We start from the raw sequence: 26966 nt of genomic DNA on the forward strand, positions 1-26966 counted from the left end.
GTAACATTGTAAATAATGTTAATCAGTTAATAAAAATTGATCCCAGGCATTAAACTGTACAAAAAATGTACTTATCCTGATTATGCACAATGGCTGACAGAGGAGGAAAGAGCATGACCGTTGACAGACTAAAACGCGATCTGCTTAACAAGCTGATCAATGCCCGAATCGACCTGGCCGCGTACCTGCAGTTGAGGAAGGCAAAAGGGTATATGTCAGTCAGCGAAAGCGAACATCTGCGTGATAACCTGTTTGAACTTTGCAATTTCATGCGTGAAAAAGCACCGACCCTGAAGGCGAAATACGGCGAAAGTGAGCTGATCGCCCTGCGCCGCGCCGCTGAGGTGCTCTCCATCGCTGGGGTATGTTTGATGAACGGACGCCACGACTGCCCGAATTTTATCGCTGTTAACGCGGAGAAGCTTGAAAACTGCCTGACCACGCTCTCTCTATGCATCATGTGCCTGAACGAGCACGAGAAGCTTGAACAGCACTGACCCAGGGGGAGGCAACTCCCCCTTCTGATTAAGCTTTTGTAAAAGTGGTAACGCGCCCGGATGCAGTGGCTAACCTTTATGCCATATGCCGATAAAGGAGCGCGCGTTATGCCTCGATCCTCGCTAATTTCCCTGCCTGCGCTGTTCATTCCGTTTTCGCTTCTTGCTGCCCCGGAGGCGGTCAAGGTCGAGGTGCTGCAAAACAAACTCGATCATCCCTGGTCTCTGGCGTTTCTGCCGGACAATAAAGGCCTGCTGGTGACCCTGAAGGGCGGTCAGCTCAAACGCTGGCAGGCCGGAAAAGGGCTGTCCGATCCGATTGTCGGCGTGCCGAAGGTCTGGGCAAACGGTCAGGGAGGATTGCTGGACGTGGTCCTCGCCCCGGATTTTAAAAAATCACGCCGCATCTGGCTGAGCTTCGCCGAAGCCGGGAGTGACGGCAAGGCCGGAACGGCGGTGGGCTATGGCCGACTGAGTGACGATCTGACGCTCATTGAAGCCTTCCAGGTGGTGTTCCGCCAGATGCCGAAACTCTCCACCGGTAACCATTTTGGTGGGCGACTGGTATTCGACGGCAAAGGCTCGCTCTTTATCGGACTCGGCGAGAATAACCAGCGTCCGACGGCGCAGGATCTGGATAAATTGCAGGGTAAAGTGGTGCGCCTCACCGAAGACGGAAAAGTGCCGCCGGATAATCCGTTTGTGAATACCCCCGGCGCGCGACCCGAAATCTGGTCTTACGGCATTCGCAACCCGCAGGGGATGGCGATGAATCCCTGGAGCGACGCGCTGTGGCTGAACGAGCACGGCCCGCGCGGCGGGGATGAGATCAACATCCCGGAGAAAGGAAAGAACTACGGCTGGCCGCTGGCGACGCACGGCATTAACTACAGCGGTCTGAAAATTCCGGAAGCCAAAGGCGAGCACGTTGAGGGAACCGAAAAACCGCTGTTCGTCTGGAAAGTGTCGCCTGCCGTGAGCGGTATGGCGTTTTACAACAGCGACGTCTTCCCGCAGTGGAAAAACAAGCTGTTTATCGGCGCGCTGAAGGAAAAGGACGTTATCGTGCTGAGCGTGGAGGGCAATAAGGTCACGGAGGACGGGCGAATTCTCGGCGACCGGGATAAACGTATTCGCGATGTGCGGGTGGGGCCGGACGGCTATTTATACGTTCTGACCGACGAGACGGACGGGCAGCTGTTAAAAGTCAGCCCGTCCGGTGCGTAATCAGGTGACCGGGATCATTACCACGTTGCGGTACGCCGGGCGATCGCTCAGCTGTTTTAGCCAGCGCTCAAGGTGAGGGCGCGGCGTCCACTTCAGGCCGAGGTTGGTCAGGTTCCAGACGAACGGCGCCACGGCAATATCGCCCACGCCGAACGCCTCACCGGAGAACCAGGCGTGCTTAGACAGTTCGTCATCCATCATCGCAAACAGGTTTTCACACGCATCCTGAGCGGCATGAATGGCAGGGTAGTCGCGCTCGGCTTCAGGGGTTCTGACTAACCCCATCAGGATCACGCGGTGGGTTGGCGATAGCGTCTGATTCGCCCAGTCCATCCACTTTTCACCCTGGGCGCGACGGGCCGGGCTTTCTACCCACAGGCGGCCCTGACCGTACTGGGCGGCGAGGTAACGCACAATGGTGTTGGATTCCCAAAGCGTCGCGTCGGTTTCATCATCGCGCAGCAGCGGCACCAGGCCGTTCGGGTTCATGGCCAGATAGTCGGCCTCTTTGTTCACGCCGAACGACATGCCGGCCATGATTTGATTGAACGGTAAATCCAGCTCTTCGAGCGTCCAGAGCACTTTCTTAACGTTGGTCGAGTTGTTCCTGCCCCATAGCGTAATCATATTTACTCCTGATGAGATGTGAATCCGGGTCAGCTTTCGCCATGGTGAGATAAACCTAACAATTACGCAACAGAAGACAAAAAAATCGTCTGAATCAAAGCGTATCTGAATGTTATTGCATAAACTTTAATAACTTTACCCTCGTTGGGTTTCTTTAACCGTTTTAGTGCGCTATTACTCATCGCTTCTTGCGACACGGTGATGTGACGTAATTTTTGAATGGACACTCGGGTGGCATTTATGACGCGTAAAATGACTTCTCTGCGCAGCCTTGCGACAGGCTCTGCGCTCCTTTTCCTGTTTGCACCAACGCTCTACGCAGCTGAACAGGCTGCGCCCGAAGCGCCGCCTGTGGATGCGCGCGCCTGGATCCTGATGGACTACTCCAGCGGTAAAGTGCTGGCGGAAGGCAACGCGGATGAGAAACTCGATCCGGCAAGCCTGACCAAAATCATGACCAGCTATGTGGTCGGCCAGGCGTTGAAAGCGGGCAAGATCAAGCTGGACGATATGGTCACCATCGGGAAGGATGCCTGGGCGACCGGCAACCCGGCGCTGCGGGGCTCTTCGGTGATGTTCCTGAAGCCGGGGGATCAGGTCTCCGTTTCCGATCTGAACAAAGGGGTAATTATTCAGTCGGGAAATGATGCGTGCATCGCGCTGGCCGATTACGTTGCCGGCAGCCAGGATTCTTTCATTGGCTTGATGAATGGCTACGCGCAGAAACTGGGCTTAACCAACACCACGTTCAAAACGGTTCACGGTCTGGATTCGCCGGGACAGTTCAGCACCGCGCGTGACATGGCGCTGCTGGGGAAAGCGCTGATCCACGACGTGCCGGATGAATACGCCATCCATAAAGAGAAAGAGTTTACCTTCAATAAAATCCGCCAGCCGAACCGCAACCGCCTGCTGTGGAGCAGTAACGTTAATGTGGACGGAATGAAAACCGGCACTACGGCGGGCGCGGGCTATAACCTGGTGGCCTCCGCGACCCAGGGCGACATGCGCCTGATTTCGGTGGTGCTGGGCACCAAAACCGACCGTATTCGCTTTAATGAGTCAGAAAAACTGCTGACCTGGGGCTTCCGCTTCTATGAAACCGTGACGCCGATTAAACCGGATGCCACCTTCGTCAGCCAGCGCGTCTGGTTTGGCGACAAGAGTGAAGTCAATCTCGGGGCGGGTGAAGGCGGCTCGGTGACCATTCCGCGCGGTCAGCTGAAAAACCTGAAGGCCAGCTATACCCTGACCGACCCGCAGCTTACGGCTCCGCTGAAAAAAGGCCAGGTGGTCGGGACGATTGATTTCCAGCTAAACGGTAAGTCGATTGAACAGCGTCCGCTGATTGTAATGGAGGCGGTGGAAGAGGGCGGCTTCTTCAGCCGGATGTGGGATTTCGTGATGATGAAATTCCACGGGTGGTTTGGCAGCTGGTTTAGCTAAGTTTTTTGCCGGGTGACGCTGCGCTTACCCGGCCTACGTTTTTTCTCCCTCTCCCTGTGGGAGAGGGCCGGGGTGAGGGCATCAGACCGCACCCCCTTAATACATTAACTTCACCTGCTGCGCCTTCGCGTGGGCCACGATCTCGTCGTCCGGGCGGCAGTCGCTGACGATGGCGTCAAACTGCGCCAGCTCACCCATTCTTGCCGAACGCACCTTGCCAAACTTGCTGTGATCGACCACCAGCACATGGTACTGCGCGGCGCTTAACGCCCAGTGCTTCACCGGCAGCTCTTCCAGGTTAAAGCAGGTCGCACCCTGACGCACGTTGACGCCTGCGGCGGAATAAAACGCGATATCCGGGCAGAGATTGCTGAGCGTATCCTGCAGGTTGAGCGGCTTAAAGATGGCGTTGCTGGCGTGAAACTCGCCGCCGCAGAGGATCACCCGGCACTCCGGTTTCTCCTGAAGCGCCAGAAAGGTGTTCAGGGAGTAGCACACGGCGGTAAAAGGGATGCTGTTGTCGATGGCTTCGATAATCCACGGTGTGGTGGTTCCGCAGTCAAAAAACAGCGTCTGGTGCGGCTGTACCAGTGAGGCCGCAAGCCGGGCGGCTTTGCGCTTCTCTTCCACCAGGCGCGTCTTCTGGTCGCTGATCAGGTAATGGCTGGCGCTACGCGGCTCAAGCACAATATACCCGCCGAGCAGCACGACGGGCGCGCTTTCGCTGTTCAGATCCCGACGAATGGTCATCTCTGAGACGCCGAGGAGGTTGGCGGCTTCCTTAAGATGCAGCTTATCGCTGCGCTTCAGCGCCTGTAGCAGCTGAGCAATGCGGTCATCGCGACGTGTTTCCATAGTTCCTCGGGATAAAAAAGTGAACCCCCGCAGGGCGGGGGCTCAAGTGTAACCTGTCAGGTTGGGGTTAGTCACGTATCCAGCCTTTGCGGATCGGGATAGCGAAAATGGCGCGGTAGAGCGAAGACAGCGTGCGGTAAAGCGCTTCGCCAAAGAGGCTCCACAGGATAGCCGCGCTCACGCAGCCAATCAGCCCCACCAGGAAACCGCCCACCATATCCAGCGGCCAGTGAACGCCCAGGTAAACGCGAGACCAGGCGATAGCAAGGGCCGCCACCATCAGGACCGCACCGGACCACAGGCGATGCCAGAACAGGAAAGCCAGCGCGAAGGTAAAGATCACCGTTCCGTGATCGCTCGGGAACGAGTCATCCGGCGCGTGGTGCAGGAAGGTATAGCCGACATGATCGACAAAAGGACGATCGTGCGGGAACGCATGGCCGAGAATGTAGCTGACCAGGACGCTTACCCCGAGCGCCATCGCGACTTTAATCACCAGCTGGCGCTGCGCCTTCACCTGGCTGCGGGGACCCCACAGCCAGAGAATCGCAGCCAGTGCAGGCACGATACTGATCAGATCTTTTGCCAGAAAAGTGGCAAAATCGATCGACCACTCAGGCGAGGCTGGCGTGGCGTTGATCAGATAAAACAGCTGATAATTCAGATTCTCTAACATAGCGTTATCACTCTTTAGCAAACCGGATGGAAATAAGTCCGTAGACCACCACCTGGGAAAACCAGACCCACCACCCGGCCCACAGGTTGTGAGAGAAAAAATGCGCCCCGCGCATGACCTGGCCGTAGCCCATCGCCAGACCTAACACCACGCCCAGCGCGACGAAGCACCAGGCGAGACGCGGACGCTCGCGCCAGAAGGCAAAAAACAGCCCCATCACCATAAAGCCGCTGGAGGCATGACCGCCGGGAAAACAGCGCCCCGGACCGCTGTCAGCAGGGACGGCGCTGAACAGGGGATAAGACATAGCCTTACCGCCATATTCCACCAGATCCCACGGGCAGCTGTGATGGCTCACGCTTTTCAGCACGCCTACCACCAGCGCGCCAACGCCCATCAGCAGCGCCGCCGTCACCAGCCTTGCGTTGCGCTTGTAGGCGCCGTAAAACAGCGCCACGGCACCTAAGCCGATGGCGATGTACTTCGCCAGACGGTGGTTCAGAAGATCCAGCAGGTGGTCCTTCTGCAGCGGGAAGCTCTGCGTTGCCGCGTCATACCAAAAGCCGGTGATCCATCTGTCGAGCGCTTCATTGCGCGATAGCCACGTGAAAAGCACGGCAAGGGCGATCAGTACGAAAAGCTGATAACCATAAAAGCGGGTCGGCAAGCGGTAAAGTTGTTTTGTCTTATTTGTCTGTAAGTTAGACAATTCTGAACGGCTGGAGGTGAGTGCCATAATTTGGGATCGTTGACGAGTAATCGCGCTATCATAAAAGTGTCAACTTAAGGAAACCTTAAACGAAGACGATATGTGCTTTATTTCTGTTTATCCTCGATAAATCACTATCTCGGGCTGCGGCATTTCATTAAACTCGTCGCGATTTTGTCATTATAAAGAGATTGCATGTTAAACCGTTCTTCTTCTGGTTCACGTCTGGGTCGTCAGGCGTTGCTTTTCCCTCTGTGTCTGGTGCTCTACGAATTCTCTACCTATATCGGCAACGATATGATCCAGCCCGGTATGCTGGCCGTTGTGGCGCAGTACAACGCGGGTATTGAGTGGGTGCCGACCTCCATGACCGCCTATCTGGCCGGCGGCATGTTTTTACAGTGGCTGTTAGGCCCGCTGTCGGATCGTATTGGCCGTCGTCCGGTAATGCTGACGGGCGTGGTGTGGTTCATCGTCACCTGTCTCGCCACGCTGCTGGCGCAAAACATTGAACAATTTACCCTGCTGCGCTTCCTGCAGGGGGTGAGCCTGTGCTTTATCGGCGCCGTGGGGTATGCCGCCATTCAGGAGTCGTTTGAAGAGGCGGTGTGTATCAAAATTACCGCGCTGATGGCGAACGTGGCGCTGATCGCCCCCTTACTCGGGCCGCTGGTGGGTGCCGCGTGGGTGCACGTTGCGCCGTGGGAAGGGATGTTTGTGCTCTTTGCGCTTCTTGCCGCCTTCGCGTTCTTTGGCCTGCACCGGGCGATGCCGGAAACCGCTACCCGCATCGGCGAGAAACTTTCGCTGAAAGAGCTGGGCCGGGATTACAAAGAAGTGCTGAAGAATGGCCGCTTTGTTGCGGGCGCGCTGGCGACCGGGTTCGTTAGCCTGCCGCTGCTGGCGTGGATCGCGCAGTCGCCGGTCATTATCATCAGCGGTGAAAAGCTCAGCAGCTACGAGTATGGCCTGCTGCAGGTGCCGATCTTTGGCGCGCTGATTATCGGGAACCTGGTGTTGGCACGCCTGACGTCACGCCGCACCGTGCGTTCACTGATTATCATGGGCGGCTGGCCGATTGCGGCAGGGCTGATTCTGGCTGCGGTGGCGACCGTCGCGTCATCCCACGCCTATCTGTGGATGACGGCGGGGCTCAGCCTCTATGCCTTCGGAATTGGCGTGGCCAACGCCGGGCTGGTGCGCCTGACGCTGTTTGCCAGCGAGATGAGTAAAGGCACGGTGTCAGCGGCGATGGGAATGCTGCAGATGCTGATTTTTACCGTCGGTATTGAAGTGAGCAAGCATGCCTACGCGATGGGCGGCAACGGGCTGTTCAGCCTGTTTAACCTCGCCAACGGCGCGCTGTGGGTCGGCCTGATGGTGGTGTTCCTGAAAGACAAACGCGTCGGGAACGCCCTGCAACCATAATCTTTTTTCCCTCTCCCCTTTGGGGAGAGGGCCAGGGTGAGGGGCGAGGGCACCAGACCGCACGCGGTCAATTAAACGGTGCCTCCCCGTTCAACACCTTCTCAATCACGTTTAAAACGCCTTCATCGTTATTGTGCGGCGCTTCAAAACGCGCCGCCTCTTTGATGTGCGGTCTGGAATTCGCCATCGCAAAGCTGAACCCGGACTGGCGCAGCATCTCCACGTCGTTGCCGCTGTCGCCGAAGGCCACCACTTCGCTGTCGTCAATGCCCCAGCGCTTTTGCAGGATCCGCAGACCGTTAGCTTTATGCACGCCGGGGATAATCAGGTCGATACTGCCGTGGCCGGTGGTGACGGGCACCATGATGTCGCTCAGCTTTTCATGCAGCAGCGCCTGAATTCGCGGAATTTCATCATCAGAGACGTTAAGCCCGAACTTGAAGAAAATATCGTTCAGGTTATCGAAATCGCTGACCATTTCGAGGCGGTGGTAATACTTCGCCGCGATATCCTTAAAGCCCTCGTCATAGCATTTCAGCGTGTACGCGCTGCTTTTCCCGCAGGCGATGATCTCAATGCCCGGAACCTCGGTTAGCACGTTCGCGACGGTCTCGAAATGGGCTTTCGACAGTTCGCCGTTAAAGACATCTTCACCTTCGCTCACGACCCAGCCGCCGTTTTCGGCGACGAACGCAATCTCATGCGCAATCTCCGGGAAAAAGGAGATCAGCTGGTAATACTGGTTGCCGCTGGCGACCACGAAGCGAATGCCTTGCGCCTTCATGCGGGCGTACTGCGCCAGAAAGCGCGGCCGATTATAGGTCTTGGCATCGCTCAGAAAAGTACCATCCATGTCGACGGCGATCAGTTTAACGCTCATATCCCTTCTCCAGTGTCGTTTGATTCGTTTCCGGCTTTGCCACCGCGCGCGCCACCAGCGCCGCGATGATGACCAACCCTAACACCACCAGCATGGCGCTGCGCAGCCCGTAGTGCTCGCCGAGGAAGCCGAGCAGCGGCGGCCCGACCAGGAAGGCGAGATAGCCCGTGGTTGCCACCACGCTGACGCGCGTCGGGGCATCCGGGCCGGTGTCGCTGGCGGCGGAAATGGTCAGCGGGAAGCCAAGTGATGCCCCCAGTCCCCAGAGGATCACGGAAACGCCCGCAATCCAGTCCACGTCCACAAAGATGATCATCGCGATACCCAGGCCGCCGAGCAGGGCGCTGGCGCGCACCACCGCCACGCGGCTGTAGCGGTCGATAAACCAGCCGCCGGTGAAGCGCCCGACGGTCATCCCCAGCGTAAACCCGGCGTAAATCAGCGAGCCGGAGGTCGGGCTAAAGCCGTGACCGTCCACCATCAGCAGCGGCAGCCAGTCGTTGGCGGAACCTTCCGCGAACGCCATCGCCAGCACCACCACGCCGATCAGCATCAGCTGGAAGTCGCGGTAGAAGGGCAGCCCTTTTTCAGCCGAGTGCTGTTCGTCAGCGGAGTTTTTACCGGTGCCGTCCGGGATGGCCCGGATGCCGGTCAGGATCGGAATGATGCACACCAGCGCCGCCAGCAGGATATGCAGATTCGCGCTCACGCCGGTAGCCGTCAGCGCCATCCCCACTCCCGCACCGGCCAGCGTGCCGAGGCTGTAAAAACCGTGCATCATCGGCAGCACGGTTTTATTCATCTCACGTTCGACCGCCGCCCCTTCCACGTTGATGGCAACTTCCGCCGAACCGAAGCTGCCGCCAAATACCGTCAGGCCCAGGGCGAACAGCACCGGCGAGGCAAACCACAGCGCCACGCTTAATATGCCCATCCCGAACACGGCAAAGCACATGGTGGTGCGGATCACCGCTCGCGTACCAAAGCGCTTTACCAGCCACGCGGAGCAGAGGATGCCGCTCATGGAGCCTATCGACAGGCCGAACAGCACGATGCCCATCTCGGCGGTAGAAACGGACAAAATATCGCGAATGGCGGGGGTGCGCGTGGCCCAGGAGGCCATCAGCAGGCCGGGAATGAAGAAGAACATAAACAGCGCCCACAGGCGTCGCTGCAGGGCTTTACGGGGAGAGGTCTGCGTCATTGGGGTAGCACCAGAAGTACAACAATAGCGACAACACTAGCAAGTTTGTGTACATTTGTACACAAACCACGTGAGGAATTTATGAGCAGACCACCGAACGATCCGCATCGCCGGGAGAAGATCCTGCAGGCAACGCTCGATACCATCGCCGAGCACGGTATTCACGCCGTCACGCACCGTAAAATCGCCACCTGCGCGGGTGTGCCGCTGGGGTCGATGACCTACTATTTCGACGGCATGGAGCCGCTGCTGGAAGAGGCCTTCACGTGGTTTACCCGGCAGATGTCGCAGCAGTACCGGGATTTCTTTGCGGGCGTCACTGGGCCGGAAATGGCGTGCGAATCTATCACCACGCTGATCCACAGCTCGCAGGTGACCACGCCGCACAACATGGCGCTGATGTATCAGCTCTACGCCTTTATGCACCGCAGCGCGGCGCTGAAAACGGTGATGCAGGACTGGATGAAGATGAGCCAGACCACGCTGGAGCAGTGGTTCGACCCGGTTACCACCCGCGCCCTGGACGCGTTTATCGAAGGGATGACGCTGCACTATGTCACCGACCGGGCGCCGTTAACCCGGGAGGAGATCCGGGCGATGGTGGGGAGAATTGCGGGCGAGGGCGGCCGCTAGGTTGCGCACGCGGTCATATTGACGGTGGTTCCCGTCATAGCGCCTGCCGCATCTGAGGCCAGAAACGTAATCGTGTCTGCCACCTGTGCCAGCGTCGGCAGGCGATGCGTCAGGGTACTTTGCGCGGCACCGCTGAGAAACTGCTCAACCGTGATCCCCATCGTCTGCGCCCTGGCGGCGAAAATGGCTCCCACATACGAACCCGCCTGCACCGCGTCTGCTATCGCGTGCGAACGCACGCACAGCACGCGGATATTTTGTGTCCCCAGCTCCGCCGCCAGCGCCCGGGTCAAGGCTTCCGTTCCCGCGCAGCCGACGATATGCCCGAGGTGGCCCGCGATCGTCATGTTCGCGGCAGGCGCGACGACGGTAATTATGGTCCCGCCATGCTCGCCGCCCATACGGGGCGACGCGGCTTTCGCAATGTTAAAGTACGCGGCCAGGAAGGGGGCGAAACCCTGCCTGAACTCGTCGAGCGTTAACGCCTCAAGGCGTTTGCCCTGATCGTGCATAAAGCCCGTAGCGTTGACGACGACATCAATGCGGGCAAGGTCCGGGAGCTGCGAGGAATCATCGAGCGCATCGAAAACAAACGTGCTGGCAGACCCTCCGGCGGCGCGAATGCTGCTGGCGACCTGCTCCAGCCTGGCGTGGTCGCGTGCGGCGAGGTACACATCCGCCCCTTCACGCGCCAGAGCGTGCGCCACTGAACTGCCGATGACGCCGCTGCCGCCGAAGATAACGGCGGTTTTGTTCTTAAAGCCCATAGCTGCATACCCTCACCAGGATTAACCCTCAGAAGTATGTGCCGGGTTTCGGCTGATGCAACCTGGCAGATGGGGGGGTATGCGGCTGGAAGGCCTTACTGCGCCATTATCAACGGGTTACTTTGGCGAGATTTTTTTGCCGCTGGCGTCCACGACGGCTTCACCATCTTCTTTCGTAAACGCCCCTTTCTGCACATCCGGCAGGATGTCGAGGACGACTTCAGACGGTCGGCACAGGCGGGTGCCCAGCGGCGTCACCACGATCGGACGGTTAATCAGGATCGGGTGCTGCAGCATAAAATCAATAAGCTGGTCGTCGGTGAACTTATCGTCGGCAAGGCCGAGCTGTTCATAGGGCTCCACGTTTTTACGCAGCAGATCCCGCACTGAAATGCCCATCTCGGCAATCAGGGTGGTCAGCTTATCGCGCGACGGCGGGGTTTCCAGATAAAGGATAATCTCTGGCTCCGTGCCGCTGTTGCGGATCATCTCCAGCGTGTTGCGCGAGGTTCCGCAGGCCGGGTTGTGATAAATGGTGATGTGGCTCATATCAGTGGCTCATTACAGTGTGAAGGAGAGACGTAGCGCCAGCGCGGCGAGCGTCACAAACAGGACCGGCAGCGTCATAACGATGCCCGTCCGGAAATAGTAGCCCCAGGTGATCGTCATGTTTTTCTGCGCCAGCACGTGGAGCCAGAGCAGGGTGGCGAGGCTGCCGATAGGCGTGATTTTCGGCCCCAGATCGCAGCCAATCACGTTGGCGTAAATCATCGCTTCCTTGATCAAACCTGTCGCCGTACTGCCCTCGATGGAGAGCGCGCCAATCAGCACGGTGGGCATATTGTTCATTATGGATGACAGAAACGCGGTGATGAACCCGGTTCCCAGCGTGGTGGCCCACAGCCCGTGTCCGGCCAGGCTATCCAGTACGCCTGTGAGAGAGTCCGTCAGCCCGGCATTGCGCAGGCCATACACCACCAGATACATCCCCAGCGAAAAGATAACGATCTGCCACGGCGCGCCGCGCAGCACATTTCCGGTGTTTATCGCATGTCCGCGTTTTGCGACAGCGAATAAAATCAGCGCGCCGACGGTCGCGATGGCGCTGACCGGAATGCCGAGAGGTTCAAGCACAAAGAAACCGACGAGCAGAAGCAGCAGGACGATCCAGCCCGTTCTGAACGTCGGGAGATCGTGAATGGCCCGCGCGGGCTCGCGGAGTTTTGCCAGGTCATATTCCGGGGGGATTTCCTTGCGAAAGAACAGATGCAGCATCACCAGCGTTGCGGCAATCGCGGCGATATCTACCGGGATCATCACCGAGGCGTACTCGCTGAACCCCAGCTTAAAGAAGTCTGCCGACACGATGTTGACCAGGTTCGACACAATCAGCGGCAGGCTGGCGGTGTCGGCGATAAAACCTGCTGCCATCACAAACGCCAGCGTGGCCTGCTTGCTGAACCCCAGCGCCAGAAGCATGGCGATGACGATAGGGGTCAGGATTAGCGCCGCACCGTCATTGGCAAACAGCGCCGCCACGGCTGCGCCCAGCAGCACGATATACGTAAACAGCAATCGCCCGCGACCGTTCCCCCAGCGGGCAACGTGCAGCGCCGCCCACTCGAAAAAGCCGGACTCATCCAGCAGCAGGCTGATGATGATGACGGCAATGAACGTTGCCGTGGCGTTCCAGACGATATTCCATACCACAGGTATATCGTTAATGTGAATCACGCCGCTGGCCAGCGCCAGCACGGCGCCAATGCTGGCGCTCCAGCCGATACTGAGCCCTTTGGGCTGCCAGATGACCAGTACCAGCGTAAACAGAAAAATAGCCCCTGCCAGAAACATCTTCTACTCCGTTATATCTGTTTTTGTGAATGTGTTTTGCCTAGCACGAGCCTGAAAGTCGGTTTTTAAGCTTCATGCGCGTCTCGTCCCGCAGGCAGTTCCAGCTGTTGTCGATAACGGTTGCCGCCCATGCAGGCATGTTGGGAGACAAACGGTAATAGACCCACTTCCCCTCGCGACGGTCGATAACCAGCCCGGACTCGCGCAGCAACGCCATGTGGCGGGAGACCTTAGGCTGAGACTCGGTGGTTGCGGAGCAGAGATCGCATACGCACAGCTCGCCCGCTTCACGGAGCAGCATGACGATGGCGAGTCGCGTTTCGTCGGAGAGGGTTTTGAAGAGCTGGAGCGGGTGGAGCATGGGCGTTCCTGCAGGTGGAATGTTTTATATATGTTTAATCATATATGTTTTGATTGCAGGATAGAAGCGGAGATGAGAGGTACGGGAATTTCAGGCAACAAAAAACCCATCAACCTTGAACCAAAACGGCGGGGTTGATGGGCTCCACAAATTGGGGACATCAAAGAAAAGCAGTGGCAATAGTTATGACTGCCCCCTGATAAAAAAGTTCTGCGCGTGACGAAAATAATTTTCCCCGCGCGCAAACTTAGGAGTTATCCGAGTCCGGGCCAGATGATGATGATCAGCGTACCCGCCAGGGTCAGCAGCACGTTAGCGATAGCGTACGTGCCCGCATACCCCAGCGCCGGGATGTTGCTGCGCGCGGTGTCGCTGATGATTTCCATGGCCGGCGCACAGGTACGTGCGCCCATCATCGCCCCGAACAGCAGGGCGCGGTTCATGCGCAGCACGTAGGCGCCGAACAGGAAGCAGATCACCACCGGCACCAGGCTGACGATAAGTCCGGAAACCAGCATCTGCCAGCCGACGGCGCCCAGGCTGTGGCCAATCCCGCTGCCCGCGCTTAAGCCGACGCCCGCCATAAACACCATCAGACCGAACTCTTTCACCATGTTCAGCGCGCCCTGCGGAATGTAGCCGAAGGTTGGGTGGTTGGCTCGCAGGAAGCCTAGCATGATCCCGGCGAACAGCAGCCCGGCGGCGTTACCGATGCCGAAGCTAAAGTTGCTGAACTGGAAGGTAATCATCCCGATCATCAGGCCAACGATAAAGAAGGCGCAGAAGGCCAGCAGGTCGGTGACCTGGCTGTGAATGGAGATAAAGCCGATGCGGTCGGCAACGGTTTTCACGCGTCGCGCGTCGCCGCTGACCTGCAAAACATCGCCTTTGTTGAGCACGACGTTATCGTCGATAGGCATCTCAATCTGGCTACGGATCACGCGGTTGAGGAAGCAGCCGTGGTCGGTCAGCTTCAGCTGCGCCAGACGGCGGCCCACGGCGTTATGGTTTTTCACCACGATCTCTTCGGTGACGATACGCATGTCGAGCAGGTCGCGGTCGAACACCTCTTTGCCGTTACGGAAGCTCGGGTCGAGACGGGCGTGGGCATCCGGGTAACCCACCAGCGCGATGTCGTCGCCCATCTGCAGCACCGCGTCGCCGTCCGGGTTCGCCAGAATGCCGTTGCGGCGGATACGTTCGATATAGCAGCCCGTCTGGCGGTAAATCCCCAGCTCGCGCAGGTTTTTGCCGTCAGCCCATGCCACCAGCTCTGGCCCGACGCGATAGGCGCGGATCACCGGGAGATAAACTTTACGTTTGGAATCGGTATCGAGACCGCGCTCGCGCGCGATTTGCTGGGCGCTGGTCTGCAGATCCTGGTGCTGAAGTTTTGGCAGGTAGCGCGCGCCGACGATCAGGCTCACCAGACCAATCAGATAGGTCAGGGCATAGCCCAGGCTCAGGTGGTCGAGCGCGGTTGAGAGCTGCGCGCCGGCCATGCCGGAATGGCGCAGGGTATCACCGGCACCCACGAGCACGGGGGTGGAGGTCATGGAGCCTGCCAGCATACCGGCCGTTAACCCGATATCCCAGCCAAACAGTTTACCCAGCCCTAACGCGATCAGCAGCGCGCTGCCAACCATCACCAGCGCCAGCATCAGATAATTTTTGCCGTCGCGGAAGAAAATTGAAAAAAAGTTCGGTCCCGCTTCCACGCCAACACAAAAAATAAACAGCATAAAGCCTAAGTTGAGCGCGTCCGTGTTAATGCTGAAGTGCTGCTGGCCTAATAATAAGGAGACGACTAAAACGCCAATGGAATTACCAAGTTGAACTGAACCCAGGCGCAATTTACCCAGGCAGAGGCCCAGCGCCAGTACCACAAATAATAACAGGATGTAATTCCCATTTAACAAGTCTGCGACGTTTATATTCACGGAGGCTAACTTCTTGTTTACCAGTAAGTTGTTGAATGAAAGGACTATTTGGGCTACTGTTTTCTGAGCCAGGGAACGTGTTCAACCCTCCCTGTTACCTAATTTATTCCCTAAAACATTAGCTGGCCGATAGTTTAATCGTATTAGCTACTGACAGCTACCTATTATCGCATCACCCTGTGCGTACTTTGGCAAGGATTGCCGCATTGCTTTATCTGACTGGGCGTCTACCCGACGAAGGTGTATTTGATAGAGATAAGTCAGGAGGATAGTTTGAACATTAAACGAAACTGGGCGGGGGTGATCAGCTGCTTTTTGCTGTTTACCGTCGTGTGCATGTCGCTCGCTTTTAATGTGAAGGGGGCATTCAGGGCTGCCGGACACCCGGAGCTGGGGCTGCTCTTTTTTACCCTGCCGGGAGCGGCAGCCAGTTTTCTTTCCCGTAAAGGAGAAGTGGTCAAGCCGCTTATTGGCGCAATGCTGGCGGCACCGCTGTGTCTGCTGCTGATGCGCATGCTGTATGTGTCAACGCGAAGTTTCTGGCAGGAGATGGCGTGGTTGCTGAGCGGCGTCTTCTGGTGCGCCCTCGGCGCGCTGTGCTATTTGTTTGTGTGCAGCCTGATTAAGCATCGACGGCACCACAAATAAAAACGCCCTCCGGGTGAGGGCGTCTTCGCATTACTGGGCGGCAAACAGGCCCAGATGCTCTTTGGCGTAAGCTTCAAAGTCAGTGCAACCGCCGATGTGTTTCTGATCGAGGAAGATCTGCGGTACGGTTTCAACCGGCTTGCCGACGGTTTTTTCGAGATCCGCTTTGGTGATGCCTTCCGCGTGGATGTCCACGTAGCGGAAGTTGAAGTCATCGCGCTCTTCGGTCAGTTTCTCAGCCAGCTCTTTCGCGCGCACACAGTAAGGGCACCCTGGACGACCAAAAATTACTGCAAACATTTCTCTCTCCTCAAAAAACAAGCCTGACGGCGAATAGGACATATAGTGCCCGATAACCTGCCGCCATTAAAGAAGGTTTCGCCTGTCGCTTTGATACAGTAAGGCTATGTTTCGCCAATTACACCGCGCAAATCATTGCCTATACTGGCTGCCATAAGGTTTAAGCAAGACAAAGAGAGACAAGATGACGCCAACCATAGACCTGCTCACATCCCACCGTTCCATTCGCCACTTCACCAATGAGCCGATTACCGAGGCGCAGCGCGAAGCGATTATTAACAGCGCCAGGGCGACCTCCAGCTCCAGCTTTCTGCAGTGCAGCTCGATTATCCGCATTACCGACCCGGCCATGCGTGAACAGCTGGTCACGCTGACCGGCGGACAGAAGCATGTGGCCCAGGCCGCGGAGTTCTGGGTGTTCTGCGCCGACTTTAACCGCCACCTGCAGATCTGCCCTGAGGCCGAGCTGGGGCTGGCCGAACAGCTGCTGCTGGGCGTGGTGGATACCGCGCTGATGGCGCAAAACGCCTTTACGGCGGCGGAGTCGCTGGGATTAGGTGGCGTCTACATCGGCGGCCTGCGTAACAACATTGAAAGCGTGACCGAGCTGCTGAAGCTGCCAAAACATGTCCTGCCGCTGTTCGGCCTGTGCCTCGGCTGGCCTGCGGATAACCCGGATCTGAAGCCGCGTATTCCTGCCGCCATGCTGGTGCACGAAAACCACTACCAGCCGGTCGATCAGGACGTCCTGAATCAATATGATGAAGAGCTGGCGAACTACTACCTGACGCGCGGCAGCAATAACCGTCGCGATACCTGGACTGACCATATTCGTCGCACCATCATTAAAGAAAACCGCCCGTTTATTCTTGATTACCTGCACAAACAGGGCTGGGCGACGCGATAGTCCATTCCGCCTGCGCCTGCCTGCGTATATGATATGCAGGCTTTTTCCATGTCTTCAGAGAGGTGCAGGGTGAAAATTGCCATATTGTCCCGGGATGGAACGCTCTATTCATGTAAGCGCCTGCGAGACGCGGCGGCGAAACGCGGGCATCAGGTTGAGATCCTCGACCCGATGTCCTGCTATATGAACATTGACCCGGCCGCCTCGTCGATTCACTACAAAGGCCGCAAGCTGCCGCACTTTGATGCCGTGATCCCGCGCATCGGCTCCCAGATCACCTATTACGGCACCGCCGCGTTGCGCCAGTTCGAGATGCTGGGCAGCTATCCGCTCAACGAATCCGTCGCCATTTCGCGCGCCCGCGACAAGCTGCGCTCGCTGCAGCTCCTCGCCCGTCAGGGGATCGATCTTCCGGTTACGGGGATTGCCCATTCACCTGACGACACCAGCGATCTCATCGACATGGTGGGCGGCGCGCCTTTGGTCATCAAACTGGTGGAAGGCACGCAGGGCATTGGCGTGGTGCTGGCGGAAACGCGTCAGGCGGCGGAGAGCGTGATTGACGCCTTTAGGGGCCTCAATGCCCACATCCTGGTGCAGGAGTACATCGAAGAGGCGAAAGGGCGCGACATCCGCTGCTTCGTGGTCGGCAATGAGGTGGTGGCAGCTATTGAGCGCCAGGCGAAAGAGGGCGATTTCCGCTCTAACCTTCACCGCGGCGGCGTGGCGCGGGTAGCCGATATTAGCGATCGCGAACGGGAAATTGCCGTCAAAGCGGCGCAAACCCTGGGGCTGGACGTGGCGGGCGTAGACCTTCTGCGGGCGACGCGCGGGCCGCTGGTCATGGAGGTGAACGCTTCGCCGGGGCTGGAAGGCGTAGAAAAAACCACAGGTGTCGATATTGCAGGTAAAATGATCGCATGGATCGAGCGTCATGCCACGCCGGGCTACTGTCTGAAAACGGGCGGTTAAATGGTATTGAACGCACTTTTTGCGTACCCTATGCACAGATTATATTGAAGAGGCTGCACAGCGATGGATTTACAGGTCGTACCTACACTGGATACGTTACGTCAATGGCTTGATGATGCCGGAATTACGTTCTTCGAATGCGATTCCTGCCAGGCGCTGCATCTGCCTCATATGCAGAATTTCGACGGCATTTTCGATGCCAAAATCGATCTCATTAACGACGTGATCCTTTTCTCCGCGCTGGCCGAAGTGAAGCCCTCCGCGCTGCTGGCGCTGGCCTCCGACCTGTCAGCGATCAACGCCAGTTCTTTGACGGTGAAAGCATTTCTCGACATACAGGATGATAATCTGCCAAAACTGGTCGTTTGCCAGTCTTTATTCTCCGGTGCCGGGCTGTCGTTCAAGCAGTTCTCCTGGTTTATGCGTTTGAGCGAAGAGCAAATTTCCATGGTCATGATGGAAGCCAATGCACACCATCTGCTGTATAGCGCGGAAGATGATGCAGAGAATAATGATGCATCTCCCAATTTTCTTCACTAAGCCTGTCTGACTTTTGCGCAGTCGCTGCCATAGCGGCTGCAGAAGGCCATTTTTTCTGCTGCTTTTAACCTTTCTTTAAAGAGTTTTTCACCTCCCTGAAGGCCGTTTCGGCTTATCACGTAGACGTAACCTGCATAAAAAATTGATAAAAGGCGTTTTTTCGTCTGGGCTATAGCCGGAGACACGGGCTACAGTTATTCTTGCGATGCTTAAAAAAGCGAGCGGAAGCTGCCGGGTAAAGAGGTTTCTTTTTATTTTGGGCAGAGCGACAAACTATGCATGATTATTGCATATCTTCAGATTGCACAGTTTTAGTTCGTTTGTTAACGAGCTTTCAGAAGGAATAAAGATATGATCGCCTTGAATAAAAAATGGTTATCGGGTCTGGTTGCGGGTGCTCTGATGGCCGTCTCTGCCGGCACGCTCGCTGCGGAACAAAAAACGCTGCACGTTTACAACTGGTCTGACTATATCGCGCCGGACACGGTGGCGAATTTTGAAAAAGAGACCGGCATTAAAGTGGTCTACGACGTATTCGATTCCAACGAAGTGCTGGAAGGAAAACTGATGGCGGGCAGCACCGGGTTTGATCTCGTGGTGCCTTCCGCAAGCTTCCTCGAGCGTCAGCTGACGGCAGGCGTCTTCCAGCCTCTGGACAAGAGCAAGTTACCGAACTGGAAAAACCTCGATCCGGAAGTGCTGAAGCTAGTGGCGAAGCATGACCCGGACAACAAATACGCCATGCCTTACCTGTGGGCGACCACCGGTATCGGCTACAACGTGGATAAAGTCAAAGCGGTGCTGGGCCCGGACGTCAAGCTGGACAGCTGGGACGTGGTGCTGAAGCCGGAAAACCTTGAGAAGCTGAAAAGCTGCGGCGTCTCCTTCCTCGATGCGCCGGAAGAGATTTTCGCCACCGTGCTGAACTACCTGGGCAAAGACCCGAACAGCAGTAAAGCCGATGATTACACCGGCCCGGCGACCGATCTGCTGCTGAAGCTGCGTCCAAACATTCGTTACTTCCACTCGTCTCAGTACATTAACGACCTGGCGAACGGCGACATCTGCGTCGCGATCGGCTGGGCAGGGGACGTGTGGCAGGCGGCTAACCGCGCGAAAGAGGCGAAAAACGGCGTGAACGTCTCTTACTTCATTCCGAAAGAGGGGGCGCTGGCCTTCTTTGACGTCTTCGCGATGCCGGCTGATGCGAAAAACAAAGACGAAGCCTATCAGTTCCTCAACTACCTGATGCGTCCTGAGGTGATCGCCCACATCAGCGACCACGTTTACTACGCGAACGGTAACAAGGCCTCCGTGCCGCTGGTAAGCGAAGAAATCCGTAACAACCCGGCTATCTATCCGCCAGCGGATGTGTTCGCCAAGCTCTTCACCCTGAAAGTTCAGGATCCAAAAATTGACCGCGTGCGTACCCGCGCGTGGACCAAGGTGAAAAGCGGTAAATAACGGCGTTGGGTATTGTTGCCCGGTGGCGCTGTCGCCTACCGGGCCTGTACAACCCGTAGGCCGGGCAAGCGTTAGCGCCGCCCGGCGATGCGCACCCTGACGGTGCGTTTGCACCAGTACTGATCTATGCCGGAGAACACCCCGTGAATGACGCGATCCCCCGCCCGCAGGCGAAAGTCCGTAAAGCGCTGACCCCGCTTCTTGAAATTCGTAACCTCACCAAATCTTTCGATGGCCAGCATGCCGTGGACGACGTCAGCCTGACTATCTATAAAGGCGAGATTTTTGCCCTTCTGGGGGCTTCTGGCTGCGGTAAATCGACCCTGCTGCGTATGCTGGCCGGGTTTGAACAGCCCACCGCCGGGCAAATCATGCTGGATGGTGTGGATCTCTCCAGCGTGCCGCCGTATCAGCGCCCGATTAACATGATGTTCCAGTCCTACGCGCTGTTCCCGCACATGACGGTGGAGCAGAACATCGCCTTTGGCCTGAAGCAGGACAAGCTGCCGAAGGCCGAAATTACCGCGCGCGTGGCCGAGATGCTGAGCCTGGTGCACATGCAGGAGTTCGCGAAGCGTAAGCCGCACCAGCTCTCCGGCGGCCAGCGCCAGCGCGTGGCCCTGGCCCGCAGTCTGGCAAAACGGCCGAAATTATTGTTGCTCGATGAGCCGATGGGCGCGCTGGATAAAAAACTGCGCGACCGTATGCAGCTCGAAGTGGTGGATATCCTCGAGCGCGTGGGGGTGACCTGCGTGATGGTGACCCACGACCAGGAAGAAGCGATGACCATGGCCGGACGCATCGCGATCATGAACCGCGGGAAGTTCGTGCAGATTGGCGAGCCGGAAGAGATTTATGAGCACCCGACCACCCGCTACAGCGCGGAGTTTATCGGCTCGGTCAACGTCTTCGAAGGGCTGCTGAAAGATCGTCAGGAGGATGGCCTGGTCATCGAATCGCCGGGGCTGCAGCATCCGCTTAAGGTCGATCCGGATAACTCCGTGGTGGATAACGTGCCGGTCTACGTCGCGCTGCGTCCGGAGAAGATCATGCTCTGTGAGGATCCGCCTGCCGATGGCTATAACTTTGCCGTGGGCGAAGTGGTGCACATTGCCTACCTGGGCGATCTGTCTATCTACCACGTGCGGCTGAAAAGCGGGCAGATGCTCAGCGCGCAGCTACAGAACGAACATCGCTACCGCAAGGGGCAGCCAACATGGGGTGACGAAGTGCGCCTGTGCTGGGATGCTGACAGTTGCGTCGTGCTGACGGTATAAGGAGCTGCAAATGAGTGCACTTGAACCTCCAGCTCGCGCAGAAAAGCCGGGCGGTTTTGCCCAGTGGCTAACGCGCATGCAGATGAACCACGGCCGCAAGCTGGTGATTGCCATGCCGTATGTGTGGCTGATCCTGCTGTTCCTGCTGCCGTTCCTGATTGTTTTCAAGATAAGCCTGGCGGAAATGGCGCGGGCGATCCCGCCCTATACCAACCTGCTGGACTGGGCCGGCGGGCAGCTGACGCTGACGCTTAATCTAGGCAACTTCCTGCAGCTCACCGACGATCCGCTCTATTTCGAAGCGTATCTGCAGTCGCTGCAGGTGGCGGCGATTTCGACGCTCTGCTGTCTGGTGATGGGCTACCCGCTGGCGTGGGCGGTGGCGCACAGCAAGCCGTCGACGCGTAACATCCTGCTGCTGCTGGTGATCCTGCCGTCGTGGACCTCGTTCCTGATCCGCGTTTACGCCTGGATGGGGATCCTGAAAAACAACGGCGTGCTGAATAACTTCCTGATGTGGCTCGGGGTTATCGATCAGCCGCTGACGATCCTGCACACCAACCTCGCAGTCTATATCGGCATTGTGTACGCCTATCTGCCGTTTATGGTGCTGCCGATTTACACTGCGCTGACGCGCATTGATTACTCGCTGGTGGAAGCGTCGCTCGATCTCGGCGCCCGCCCGTTAAAAACCTTCTTCAGCGTCATTGTCCCGCTGACCAAAGGCGGCATTATCGCCGGGTCAATGCTGGTCTTTATCCCGGCGGTAGGGGAGTTTGTGATCCCGGAACTGCTCGGCGGCCCGGACAGCATCATGATTGGCCGCGTGCTGTGGCAGGAGTTCTTCAATAACCGCGACTGGCCGGTGGCCTCTGCGGTAGCGATCGTGATGTTACTGCTGCTGATCGTGCCGATCATGTGGTTCCACAAGCATCAGCAGAAACAGATGGGAGATCACGGATGAACAACTTACCGGTAGTGCGCTCCCCGTGGCGAATTGCGATTCTCGTTATCGGCTTTACCTTCCTGTATGCGCCGATGCTGATGCTGGTGATCTACTCGTTCAACAGCTCTAAGCTGGTGACGGTCTGGGCAGGCTGGTCGACGCGCTGGTACAGCGAGCTGTTTCACGACGATGCGATGATGAGCGCGGTGGGGCTGAGCCTGACCATTGCAGCCCTTGCGGCGACAATGGCGTCGGTGCTGGGCACGATCGCCGCGCTGGTGATGGTGCGCTTCGGGCGTTTTCGCGGCTCAAACGGGTTCGCCTTTATGATCACCGCGCCGCTGGTTATGCCGGACGTGATCACCGGACTCGCGCTGCTGCTGCTGTTCGTGGCCCTGGCGCACGCCATCGGCTGGCCGGCGGATCGCGGCATGCTCACCATCTGGCTGGCGCACGTCACCTTCTGTACGGCCTACGTGGCGGTTGTGATTTCCTCGCGCATGCGCGAGCTGGATCGCTCCATTGAGGAGGCGGCGATGGATCTTGGCGCGACGCCGCTGAAGGTCTTTTTCATTATTACCCTGCCGATGATTATGCCGGCGGTGATCTCCGGCTGGCTGCTGGCGTTTACGCTGTCGCTGGACGATCTGGTTATCGCCAGCTTTGTCTCCGGACCGGGCGCGACGACGCTGCCGATGCTGGTCTTCTCCAGCGTGCGCATGGGGGTCAACCCGGAGATTAACGCCCTGGCTTCCATCATCCTCGGCGTGGTCGGAATTGTCGGATTTATCGCCTGGTATTTGATGGCGCGCGCGGAAAAACAGCGCGTGCGCGATATCCAGCGTGCAAGACGCGGCTGAAGGATTTAAAATTTCCAGTGATGTGCCGCGCATGACGCGGCACTGTTTTTCAGGGAAGTAAAACATTGGGATTATTAAAAAAATCACGTACTACGCACGCGCGTCCTAACGTACCTGCACTGGTTCAGGTGGCGGCGCTCGCCATTATTATGATCCGCTGCCTGGACGTGCTGATGATTCTGAACACCCTGGGCGTGCGCGGCATCGGTGAATTCATTCACCGCAGCGTGCAGACGTGGAATCTGACGCTGGTCTTTTTGAGCAGCCTGGTGCTGGTGTTTATCGAGATCTACTGCGCGTTTTCGCTGGTCAAAGGGCGCAACTGGGCGCGCTGGGTCTATCTGCTGACGCAAATTACCGCCGCCAGCTATCTGTGGGCCGCCTCGCTGGGATACGGCTACCCGGAGCTGTTCAGCATTGCTGGTGAATCCAAACGCGAGATCCTGCGCGCGCTGTTTATGCAAAAATTGCCGGATATGCTGGTGCTCTGTCTACTCTTCGTTCCGGCCTCAAGCCGGCGGTTCTTCCGCCTGCAATAATGTGTATAATCGCAGCCCTCGTGATTCTTAAGGTTTTCATATGCAGTGCGCACTCTATGACGCCGGACGCTGCCGCTCCTGTCAGTGGATAGAACAGCCGGTCTCTCAACAACTCACCGCCAAAATGGCCGACCTGCAACAGCTGCTGGCAGCACAAGCGGTGGGCGAGTGGTGCGCACCCGTCAGTGGCCCGGAGCAGGGCTTTCGTAATAAAGCCAAAATGGTGGTCAGCGGCAGCGTTGAAAAACCGCTGCTGGGAATGCTGCACCGCGACGGCACGCCGGAAGACCTGACCGGCTGCCCGCTGTATCCCGCCTCGTTCGAACCCGTCTTTGCCGCGCTGAAACCGTTTATCGCGCGTGCAGGATTAACGCCTTACAGCGTCGCCCGCAGGCGCGGCGAGCTGAAATACCTTCTGCTGACGGAAAGCCAACTCGACGGCGGCATGATGCTGCGCTTCGTGTTGCGCTCCGAAACCAAGCTGGAGCAGCTGCGCGCGGCGCTGCCGTGGCTGCAGGAACAGCTGCCGCAGCTGAAGGTCATTACGGCAAACGTTCAGCCGGTGCATATGGCGATCATGGAAGGGGAGAAAGAGATTTTCTTCACCGACCAGCACGCGCTGGCCGAAAGCTTCAACGGCGTGCCGCTGTGGATCCGCCCGCAAAGCTTCTTCCAGACCAACCCGACCGTGGCAAGCAGCCTGTACGCCACCGCCCGCGACTGGGTACGTGCGTTAAACGTCCATCATATGTGGGATCTCTTCTGCGGCGTGGGCGGCTTTGGTCTGCACTGCGCCACGCCAGAAATGCAGCTCACCGGCATTGAGATCTCTGCCGAAGCGATTGCCTGCGCGAAGCAGTCCGCCGCCGGGCTGGGGTTAACGAATCAGCACTTCCAGGCGCTCGACTCCACGCAGTTTGCGACCGGCCAGGGCAACGTGCCGGAGCTGGTGCTGGTCAACCCGCCGCGCCGCGGCATCGGCAAGGCGCTGTGCGACTACCTGAGCCAGATGGCACCCGAGTACATCGTCTATTCCAGCTGTAACGCCCAGACCATGGCGAAAGACATCGCCAGCCTGTCGGGCTACCGCATTGAACGCGTTCAGCTTTTCGATATGTTCCCGCATACCGCGCATTACGAAGTGCTGACGTTGCTCGTGAAATCTTAAACAAAATGTGAACTCTTCCCCCGCTCGAAATCAGGTAAGCTTACGTCATAAGAGATGAATAAAGGCTTACCCATGAAGCAGATCCTGCTGGTGGAAGACGACCACGATATCGCGGCGCTTCTGCGACTCAATTTAGAAGACGAAGGCTACGCCATTACCCACGAGCCCGACGGGGGCAAGGCCTTACTGCGTCTTGAAAAACAGCCGTGGGATGCGGTGATCCTCGACCTGATGCTGCCCAGCGTTGACGGTCTGGAGATTTGCCGCCGCATCCGTCAGATGACGCGCTACCTGCCGGTGATCATCATCAGCGCCCGCAGCAGCGAGACCGACCGCATTACCGGGCTGGAAACCGGCGCCGATGATTATCTGGCGAAGCCATTCTCGGTGCAGGAACTCATTGCGCGCATCAAAGCGCTGTTCCGCCGCCAGCAGGCGATGGGGCAGGCGCAAACCGACGGTCAAATTCAGGCCCACGGTCTGACCATCGATCCGCTGGCGCGCAGCGTGCTGCTTCACGGCCAGGTGGTGGATCTCACCCCGCGTGAATTCGAGCTGCTGTACTTCTTTGCCCGTCATCCTGACGAGGTCTTTTCGCGTCTGGCGCTGCTGGAGCAGGTCTGGGGCTATCAGCACGAAGGCTATGAGCACACTGTTAACACCCATATCAACCGCCTGCGCATCAAGATTGAGAAGGACGCCGGCGAGCCGGAGATTATTCGCACCGTCTGGGGCAAGGGCTATAAATTTGCGGAGCCAAATCATGATGCGCCGCTTTAGCCTGGGCCAGCGCCTGACGCTGCTGTTTATCCTGCTGATGATGCTCTGCGCCACCGTCGCCTGTGCGGTACAGCTCTACACCAGTACGCAGTACGGCAACGCGATGGTGCAGCGGCTGTCGGGCGGGCTGGCGCAGCAGATCGTTCAGCGTGAACCGATTCTGGACGCGCAGGGCAGGGTCGACCGAACGGCGCTCAAGCCGCTGTTCGACCGGCTGATGACCTTTAATCCGAGCGTTGAGCTGTACGTTGTCTCCCCGGACGGCGATATCCTGGCCGATGCCGCACCGCCGGGCCACATTCAGCGGCAAAAAATCGATCTGGCCCCGGTTCAGACCTTCCTGAGCGGTACCGCCATACCGGTCCTGGGCGACGATCCTCGCAGTCAAAATAAAAAGGTCTTTAGCGCCACGCCGCTGCGGCAGGACGGCGAGCTTAAGGGCTACCTGTACATTATTTTGCAGGGCGAAGAGTCAAACGCGCTGGCGGAAATGGCCTGGCATAAGGCGCTGTGGAGCACGGTGCTGTGGTCATTGCTGTGGGTCGCGCTGTTTGGCCTGCTGGCAGGTTTACTGGTCTGGTACTGGGTCACGCGCCCGGTAAAACAGCTGACGGTGGAGGTCGCCGGGCTGGAGCAGGACAGCATCAGCGCTATCAGACAGCTGGCGGCGCAGCCGTCGGACGCGGCGGCCAGAGATGAAGTGGCGATCCTGCGCAACAGCTTTATCGAGCTGGCACGCAAAATCACCCGCCAGTGGGACCAGCTGGCCGACAGCGATCGCCAGCGCCGGGAGTTTATCGCCAACATTTCGCACGATCTCCGTACGCCGCTGACCTCGCTGCTGGGCTATCTGGAAACCCTGTCGCTAAAATCCGCCACGCTGACGCCGCAGGAGCACCAGCAGTATCTCGCCACCGCGCTGCGTCAGGGGCAAAAAGTCCGTCATCTTTCGCAGCAGCTGTTCGAGCTGGCGCGCCTTGAGCACGGCGGCATTAAGCCGCAGCGCGAGCGTTTCGCGATGGGGGAGCTGATTTCCGACGTGGCGCAGAAGTTTGAGCTCACCGCCCGCACGCGCGAGGTGAATCTGCATATTGACGTGCCGGGACCGCTGCCGCTGATTAACGCCGACGTGTCGATGATCGAACGCGTGGTGACCAACCTGCTCGATAACGCGATGCGCCATACGCCATCTGGCGGGGAAATTCGTCTGGCGGTCTGGCAGGAGAATGAACGGCTTCAGGTCGAAGTGGCTGACAGCGGAACGGGCGTGGATGCCTCGCTGCGCGACGATCTGTTCCAGCGGCCGTCGGCATTGAATACCCAGGCATCGCGGGAGAATCGCGGCGGGCTGGGGCTGTTAATCGTGAAACGTATGCTGGAGCTGCACGGCGGTGGGATCAGGCTGATGGAGTCGGTGAGCGGGGCGCGGTTCAGGTTCTTTGTGCCGCTGTGAGAGAGTGCCGG

29 protein-coding genes are annotated in these 26966 nt (G+C 57.9%); 17 read left to right on the forward strand and 12 right to left on the reverse strand.

Annotated elements, in window-relative coordinates; translation table 11 throughout:
- The first annotated feature begins 113 nt into the window (after positions 1-113).
- A complete protein-coding gene (gene bssR, locus ACERY3_RS03010) occupies positions 114-497 on the forward strand; it encodes a biofilm formation regulator BssR (protein ID WP_023310914.1) in 384 nt (127 codons plus the stop codon).
- A 108-nt stretch (positions 498-605) separates the two neighbouring features.
- On the forward strand, positions 606-1724 hold the full coding sequence (locus tag ACERY3_RS03015; RefSeq protein WP_373225013.1) for a PQQ-dependent sugar dehydrogenase: 1119 nt from the start codon (positions 606-608) through the stop codon (positions 1722-1724).
- Here the strand turns inward: ACERY3_RS03015 and ACERY3_RS03020 are convergent, their stop codons facing one another.
- Complete coding sequence (locus ACERY3_RS03020) at positions 1725-2351, reverse strand: glutathione S-transferase family protein (RefSeq protein WP_373225015.1); 627 nt, start codon at positions 2349-2351, stop codon at positions 1725-1727.
- Positions 2352-2591: 240 nt separating this feature from the next.
- Between ACERY3_RS03020 and dacC the strand changes: the two genes are divergently transcribed.
- Entirely contained in the window at positions 2592-3797 is a 1206-nt protein-coding gene (gene dacC, locus ACERY3_RS03025) for a serine-type D-Ala-D-Ala carboxypeptidase (RefSeq protein WP_032661393.1), read from the forward strand.
- Between the two features lie 96 nt (positions 3798-3893).
- Here dacC and deoR read toward each other — a convergent pair whose 3' ends face one another.
- The 3 genes from deoR to ACERY3_RS03040 all read right to left on the reverse strand — a co-directional run bounded on the left by deoR (position 3894) and on the right by ACERY3_RS03040 (position 6064).
- Positions 3894-4652 carry a DNA-binding transcriptional repressor DeoR gene (gene deoR / locus ACERY3_RS03030; RefSeq protein WP_047061464.1) on the reverse strand — a complete coding sequence of 253 codons (759 nt, stop codon included), beginning with the start codon at positions 4650-4652 and terminating at the stop codon, positions 3894-3896.
- A 67-nt stretch (positions 4653-4719) separates the two neighbouring features.
- A complete protein-coding gene (ybjG, locus tag ACERY3_RS03035; RefSeq protein ID WP_211437787.1) occupies positions 4720-5328 on the reverse strand; it encodes an undecaprenyl-diphosphate phosphatase in 609 nt (202 codons plus the stop codon).
- 7 nt (positions 5329-5335) lie between these two features.
- Positions 5336-6064 carry a phosphatase PAP2 family protein gene (locus ACERY3_RS03040; RefSeq protein ID WP_373225017.1) on the reverse strand — a complete coding sequence of 243 codons (729 nt, stop codon included), beginning with the start codon at positions 6062-6064 and terminating at the stop codon, positions 5336-5338.
- A gap of 168 nt (positions 6065-6232) precedes the next feature.
- Between ACERY3_RS03040 and ACERY3_RS03045 the strand changes: the two genes are divergently transcribed.
- Entirely contained in the window at positions 6233-7465 is a 1233-nt protein-coding gene (locus tag ACERY3_RS03045; protein ID WP_032661345.1) for an MFS transporter, read from the forward strand.
- A gap of 67 nt (positions 7466-7532) precedes the next feature.
- On the opposite strand, the gene ACERY3_RS03050 is transcribed toward ACERY3_RS03045, so the two are convergent.
- Both ACERY3_RS03050 and ACERY3_RS03055 read right to left on the reverse strand, forming a co-directional pair.
- Complete coding sequence (locus tag ACERY3_RS03050; RefSeq protein WP_373225018.1) at positions 7533-8345, reverse strand: Cof-type HAD-IIB family hydrolase; 813 nt, start codon at positions 8343-8345, stop codon at positions 7533-7535.
- Positions 8335-9549 (reverse strand): MFS transporter, encoded by a 1215-nt coding sequence (locus tag ACERY3_RS03055; RefSeq protein WP_032661348.1) that lies wholly within the window; start codon positions 9547-9549, stop codon positions 8335-8337. Before ACERY3_RS03055 ends, ACERY3_RS03050 begins: the two co-directional genes overlap by 11 nt.
- An 81-nt stretch (positions 9550-9630) precedes the next feature.
- Between ACERY3_RS03055 and ACERY3_RS03060 the strand changes: the two genes are divergently transcribed.
- A complete protein-coding gene (locus ACERY3_RS03060; RefSeq protein WP_033145035.1) occupies positions 9631-10182 on the forward strand; it encodes a TetR/AcrR family transcriptional regulator in 552 nt (183 codons plus the stop codon).
- Here ACERY3_RS03060 and ACERY3_RS03065 read toward each other — a convergent pair.
- The 5 genes from ACERY3_RS03065 to ACERY3_RS03085 form a co-directional block, all read right to left on the reverse strand.
- Positions 10179-10949, reverse strand: coding sequence for an SDR family NAD(P)-dependent oxidoreductase (locus ACERY3_RS03065; RefSeq protein WP_373225019.1), 771 nt, complete (start codon positions 10947-10949; stop codon positions 10179-10181). The two genes, ACERY3_RS03060 and ACERY3_RS03065, sit on opposite strands and share 4 nt — an antisense overlap.
- A 117-nt stretch (positions 10950-11066) precedes the next feature.
- Complete coding sequence (arsC, locus tag ACERY3_RS03070) at positions 11067-11498, reverse strand: glutaredoxin-dependent arsenate reductase (protein WP_047061470.1); 432 nt, start codon at positions 11496-11498, stop codon at positions 11067-11069.
- Positions 11499-11510: 12 nt separating this feature from the next.
- Positions 11511-12800 (reverse strand): arsenic transporter, encoded by a 1290-nt coding sequence (locus ACERY3_RS03075; protein WP_373225020.1) that lies wholly within the window; start codon positions 12798-12800, stop codon positions 11511-11513.
- 40 nt (positions 12801-12840) lie between these two features.
- A complete protein-coding gene (locus tag ACERY3_RS03080) occupies positions 12841-13161 on the reverse strand; it encodes a metalloregulator ArsR/SmtB family transcription factor (RefSeq protein WP_033145039.1) in 321 nt (106 codons plus the stop codon).
- Between the two features lie 254 nt (positions 13162-13415).
- Positions 13416-15101 carry an aspartate:alanine antiporter gene (locus ACERY3_RS03085; protein ID WP_014169303.1) on the reverse strand — a complete coding sequence of 562 codons (1686 nt, stop codon included), beginning with the start codon at positions 15099-15101 and terminating at the stop codon, positions 13416-13418.
- A 273-nt stretch (positions 15102-15374) separates the two neighbouring features.
- Between ACERY3_RS03085 and ACERY3_RS03090 the strand changes: the two genes are divergently transcribed.
- Positions 15375-15749, forward strand: a complete 375-nt coding sequence (locus ACERY3_RS03090) for an inner membrane protein YbjM (protein WP_033145040.1) — start codon at positions 15375-15377, stop codon at positions 15747-15749.
- Between the two features lie 30 nt (positions 15750-15779).
- On the opposite strand, the gene ACERY3_RS03095 is transcribed toward ACERY3_RS03090, so the two are convergent.
- A complete protein-coding gene (locus ACERY3_RS03095; protein ID WP_006809455.1) occupies positions 15780-16049 on the reverse strand; it encodes a GrxA family glutaredoxin in 270 nt (89 codons plus the stop codon).
- Between the two features lie 184 nt (positions 16050-16233).
- On the opposite strand from ACERY3_RS03095, the gene nfsA reads away from it, so the two are divergent.
- The 11 genes from nfsA (at position 16234) to ACERY3_RS03150 (ending at position 26955) form a co-directional block, all read left to right on the forward strand.
- Entirely contained in the window at positions 16234-16956 is a 723-nt protein-coding gene (gene nfsA / locus ACERY3_RS03100) for a nitroreductase NfsA (protein ID WP_063439194.1), read from the forward strand.
- Between the two features lie 69 nt (positions 16957-17025).
- A complete protein-coding gene (gene rimK, locus ACERY3_RS03105) occupies positions 17026-17928 on the forward strand; it encodes a 30S ribosomal protein S6--L-glutamate ligase (protein ID WP_033145042.1) in 903 nt (300 codons plus the stop codon).
- 63 nt (positions 17929-17991) lie between these two features.
- The gene (locus ACERY3_RS03110) at positions 17992-18468 is read left to right on the forward strand and encodes a YbjN domain-containing protein (protein WP_014169308.1); all 477 of its coding nucleotides are present in this window, start codon (positions 17992-17994) and stop codon (positions 18466-18468) included.
- 351 nt (positions 18469-18819) lie between these two features.
- On the forward strand, positions 18820-19932 hold the full coding sequence (gene potF / locus ACERY3_RS03115) for a spermidine/putrescine ABC transporter substrate-binding protein PotF (RefSeq protein WP_023335062.1): 1113 nt from the start codon (positions 18820-18822) through the stop codon (positions 19930-19932).
- A 143-nt stretch (positions 19933-20075) separates the two neighbouring features.
- Positions 20076-21209, forward strand: coding sequence for a putrescine ABC transporter ATP-binding subunit PotG (potG, locus tag ACERY3_RS03120; RefSeq protein ID WP_024907855.1), 1134 nt, complete (start codon positions 20076-20078; stop codon positions 21207-21209).
- A 10-nt stretch (positions 21210-21219) separates the two neighbouring features.
- Entirely contained in the window at positions 21220-22173 is a 954-nt protein-coding gene (gene potH / locus ACERY3_RS03125; protein ID WP_373225022.1) for a putrescine ABC transporter permease PotH, read from the forward strand.
- Positions 22170-23015: a putrescine ABC transporter permease PotI gene (gene potI / locus ACERY3_RS03130; RefSeq protein ID WP_029739447.1), complete on the forward strand. Its 846-nt coding sequence runs from the start codon at positions 22170-22172 to the stop codon at positions 23013-23015. Before potH ends, potI begins: the two co-directional genes overlap by 4 nt.
- A gap of 65 nt (positions 23016-23080) precedes the next feature.
- On the forward strand, positions 23081-23554 hold the full coding sequence (locus ACERY3_RS03135; RefSeq protein WP_023310935.1) for a YbjO family protein: 474 nt from the start codon (positions 23081-23083) through the stop codon (positions 23552-23554).
- Between the two features lie 40 nt (positions 23555-23594).
- Positions 23595-24722, forward strand: a complete 1128-nt coding sequence (rlmC, locus tag ACERY3_RS03140; RefSeq protein WP_373225023.1) for a 23S rRNA (uracil(747)-C(5))-methyltransferase RlmC — start codon at positions 23595-23597, stop codon at positions 24720-24722.
- Between the two features lie 72 nt (positions 24723-24794).
- Positions 24795-25502, forward strand: a complete 708-nt coding sequence (locus ACERY3_RS03145) for a response regulator transcription factor (RefSeq protein ID WP_373225024.1) — start codon at positions 24795-24797, stop codon at positions 25500-25502.
- On the forward strand, positions 25486-26955 hold the full coding sequence (locus ACERY3_RS03150; protein ID WP_069303868.1) for an ATP-binding protein: 1470 nt from the start codon (positions 25486-25488) through the stop codon (positions 26953-26955). The genes ACERY3_RS03145 and ACERY3_RS03150 overlap by 17 nt, the downstream gene beginning before the upstream one ends.
- The last annotated feature ends 11 nt before the right edge of the window (positions 26956-26966 follow it).

It is taken from the genome of Enterobacter cloacae complex sp. ESBL7 (genome assembly GCF_041679625.1).
In the GTDB taxonomy this organism is placed as follows: Bacteria; Pseudomonadota; Gammaproteobacteria; order Enterobacterales; family Enterobacteriaceae; genus Enterobacter; species Enterobacter asburiae_B.

Bases quoted from the DNA above. Each gene is read 5' to 3' on its own strand.
- ACERY3_RS03150 (WP_069303868.1), top strand. From the start codon at position 25,486: ATGATGCGCCGCTTTAGCCTGGGCCAGCGCCTGACGCTGCTGTTTATC.
- dacC (WP_032661393.1), top strand. From the start codon at position 2,592: ATGACGCGTAAAATGACTTCTCTGCGCAGCCTTGCGACAGGCTCTGCG.
- ACERY3_RS03080 (WP_033145039.1), bottom strand. From the start codon at position 13,161: ATGCTCCACCCGCTCCAGCTCTTCAAAACCCTCTCCGACGAAACGCGA.
- ACERY3_RS03020 (WP_373225015.1), bottom strand. From the start codon at position 2,351: ATGATTACGCTATGGGGCAGGAACAACTCGACCAACGTTAAGAAAGTG.
- rlmC (WP_373225023.1), top strand. From the start codon at position 23,595: ATGCAGTGCGCACTCTATGACGCCGGACGCTGCCGCTCCTGTCAGTGG.
- ybjG (WP_211437787.1), bottom strand. From the start codon at position 5,328: ATGTTAGAGAATCTGAATTATCAGCTGTTTTATCTGATCAACGCCACG.
- potF (WP_023335062.1), top strand. From the start codon at position 18,820: ATGATCGCCTTGAATAAAAAATGGTTATCGGGTCTGGTTGCGGGTGCT.
- deoR (WP_047061464.1), bottom strand. From the start codon at position 4,652: ATGGAAACACGTCGCGATGACCGCATTGCTCAGCTGCTACAGGCGCTG.
- ACERY3_RS03065 (WP_373225019.1), bottom strand. From the start codon at position 10,949: ATGGGCTTTAAGAACAAAACCGCCGTTATCTTCGGCGGCAGCGGCGTC.
- arsC (WP_047061470.1), bottom strand. From the start codon at position 11,498: ATGAGCCACATCACCATTTATCACAACCCGGCCTGCGGAACCTCGCGC.
- ACERY3_RS03045 (WP_032661345.1), top strand. From the start codon at position 6,233: ATGTTAAACCGTTCTTCTTCTGGTTCACGTCTGGGTCGTCAGGCGTTG.
- ACERY3_RS03015 (WP_373225013.1), top strand. From the start codon at position 606: ATGCCTCGATCCTCGCTAATTTCCCTGCCTGCGCTGTTCATTCCGTTT.
- ACERY3_RS03040 (WP_373225017.1), bottom strand. From the start codon at position 6,064: ATGGCACTCACCTCCAGCCGTTCAGAATTGTCTAACTTACAGACAAAT.
- ACERY3_RS03055 (WP_032661348.1), bottom strand. From the start codon at position 9,549: ATGACGCAGACCTCTCCCCGTAAAGCCCTGCAGCGACGCCTGTGGGCG.
- potI (WP_029739447.1), top strand. From the start codon at position 22,170: ATGAACAACTTACCGGTAGTGCGCTCCCCGTGGCGAATTGCGATTCTC.
- ACERY3_RS03075 (WP_373225020.1), bottom strand. From the start codon at position 12,800: ATGTTTCTGGCAGGGGCTATTTTTCTGTTTACGCTGGTACTGGTCATC.
- ACERY3_RS03110 (WP_014169308.1), top strand. From the start codon at position 17,992: ATGGATTTACAGGTCGTACCTACACTGGATACGTTACGTCAATGGCTT.
- bssR (WP_023310914.1), top strand. From the start codon at position 114: ATGACCGTTGACAGACTAAAACGCGATCTGCTTAACAAGCTGATCAAT.
- potH (WP_373225022.1), top strand. From the start codon at position 21,220: ATGAGTGCACTTGAACCTCCAGCTCGCGCAGAAAAGCCGGGCGGTTTT.
- ACERY3_RS03145 (WP_373225024.1), top strand. From the start codon at position 24,795: ATGAAGCAGATCCTGCTGGTGGAAGACGACCACGATATCGCGGCGCTT.
- nfsA (WP_063439194.1), top strand. From the start codon at position 16,234: ATGACGCCAACCATAGACCTGCTCACATCCCACCGTTCCATTCGCCAC.
- ACERY3_RS03060 (WP_033145035.1), top strand. From the start codon at position 9,631: ATGAGCAGACCACCGAACGATCCGCATCGCCGGGAGAAGATCCTGCAG.
- ACERY3_RS03050 (WP_373225018.1), bottom strand. From the start codon at position 8,345: ATGAGCGTTAAACTGATCGCCGTCGACATGGATGGTACTTTTCTGAGC.
- ACERY3_RS03095 (WP_006809455.1), bottom strand. From the start codon at position 16,049: ATGTTTGCAGTAATTTTTGGTCGTCCAGGGTGCCCTTACTGTGTGCGC.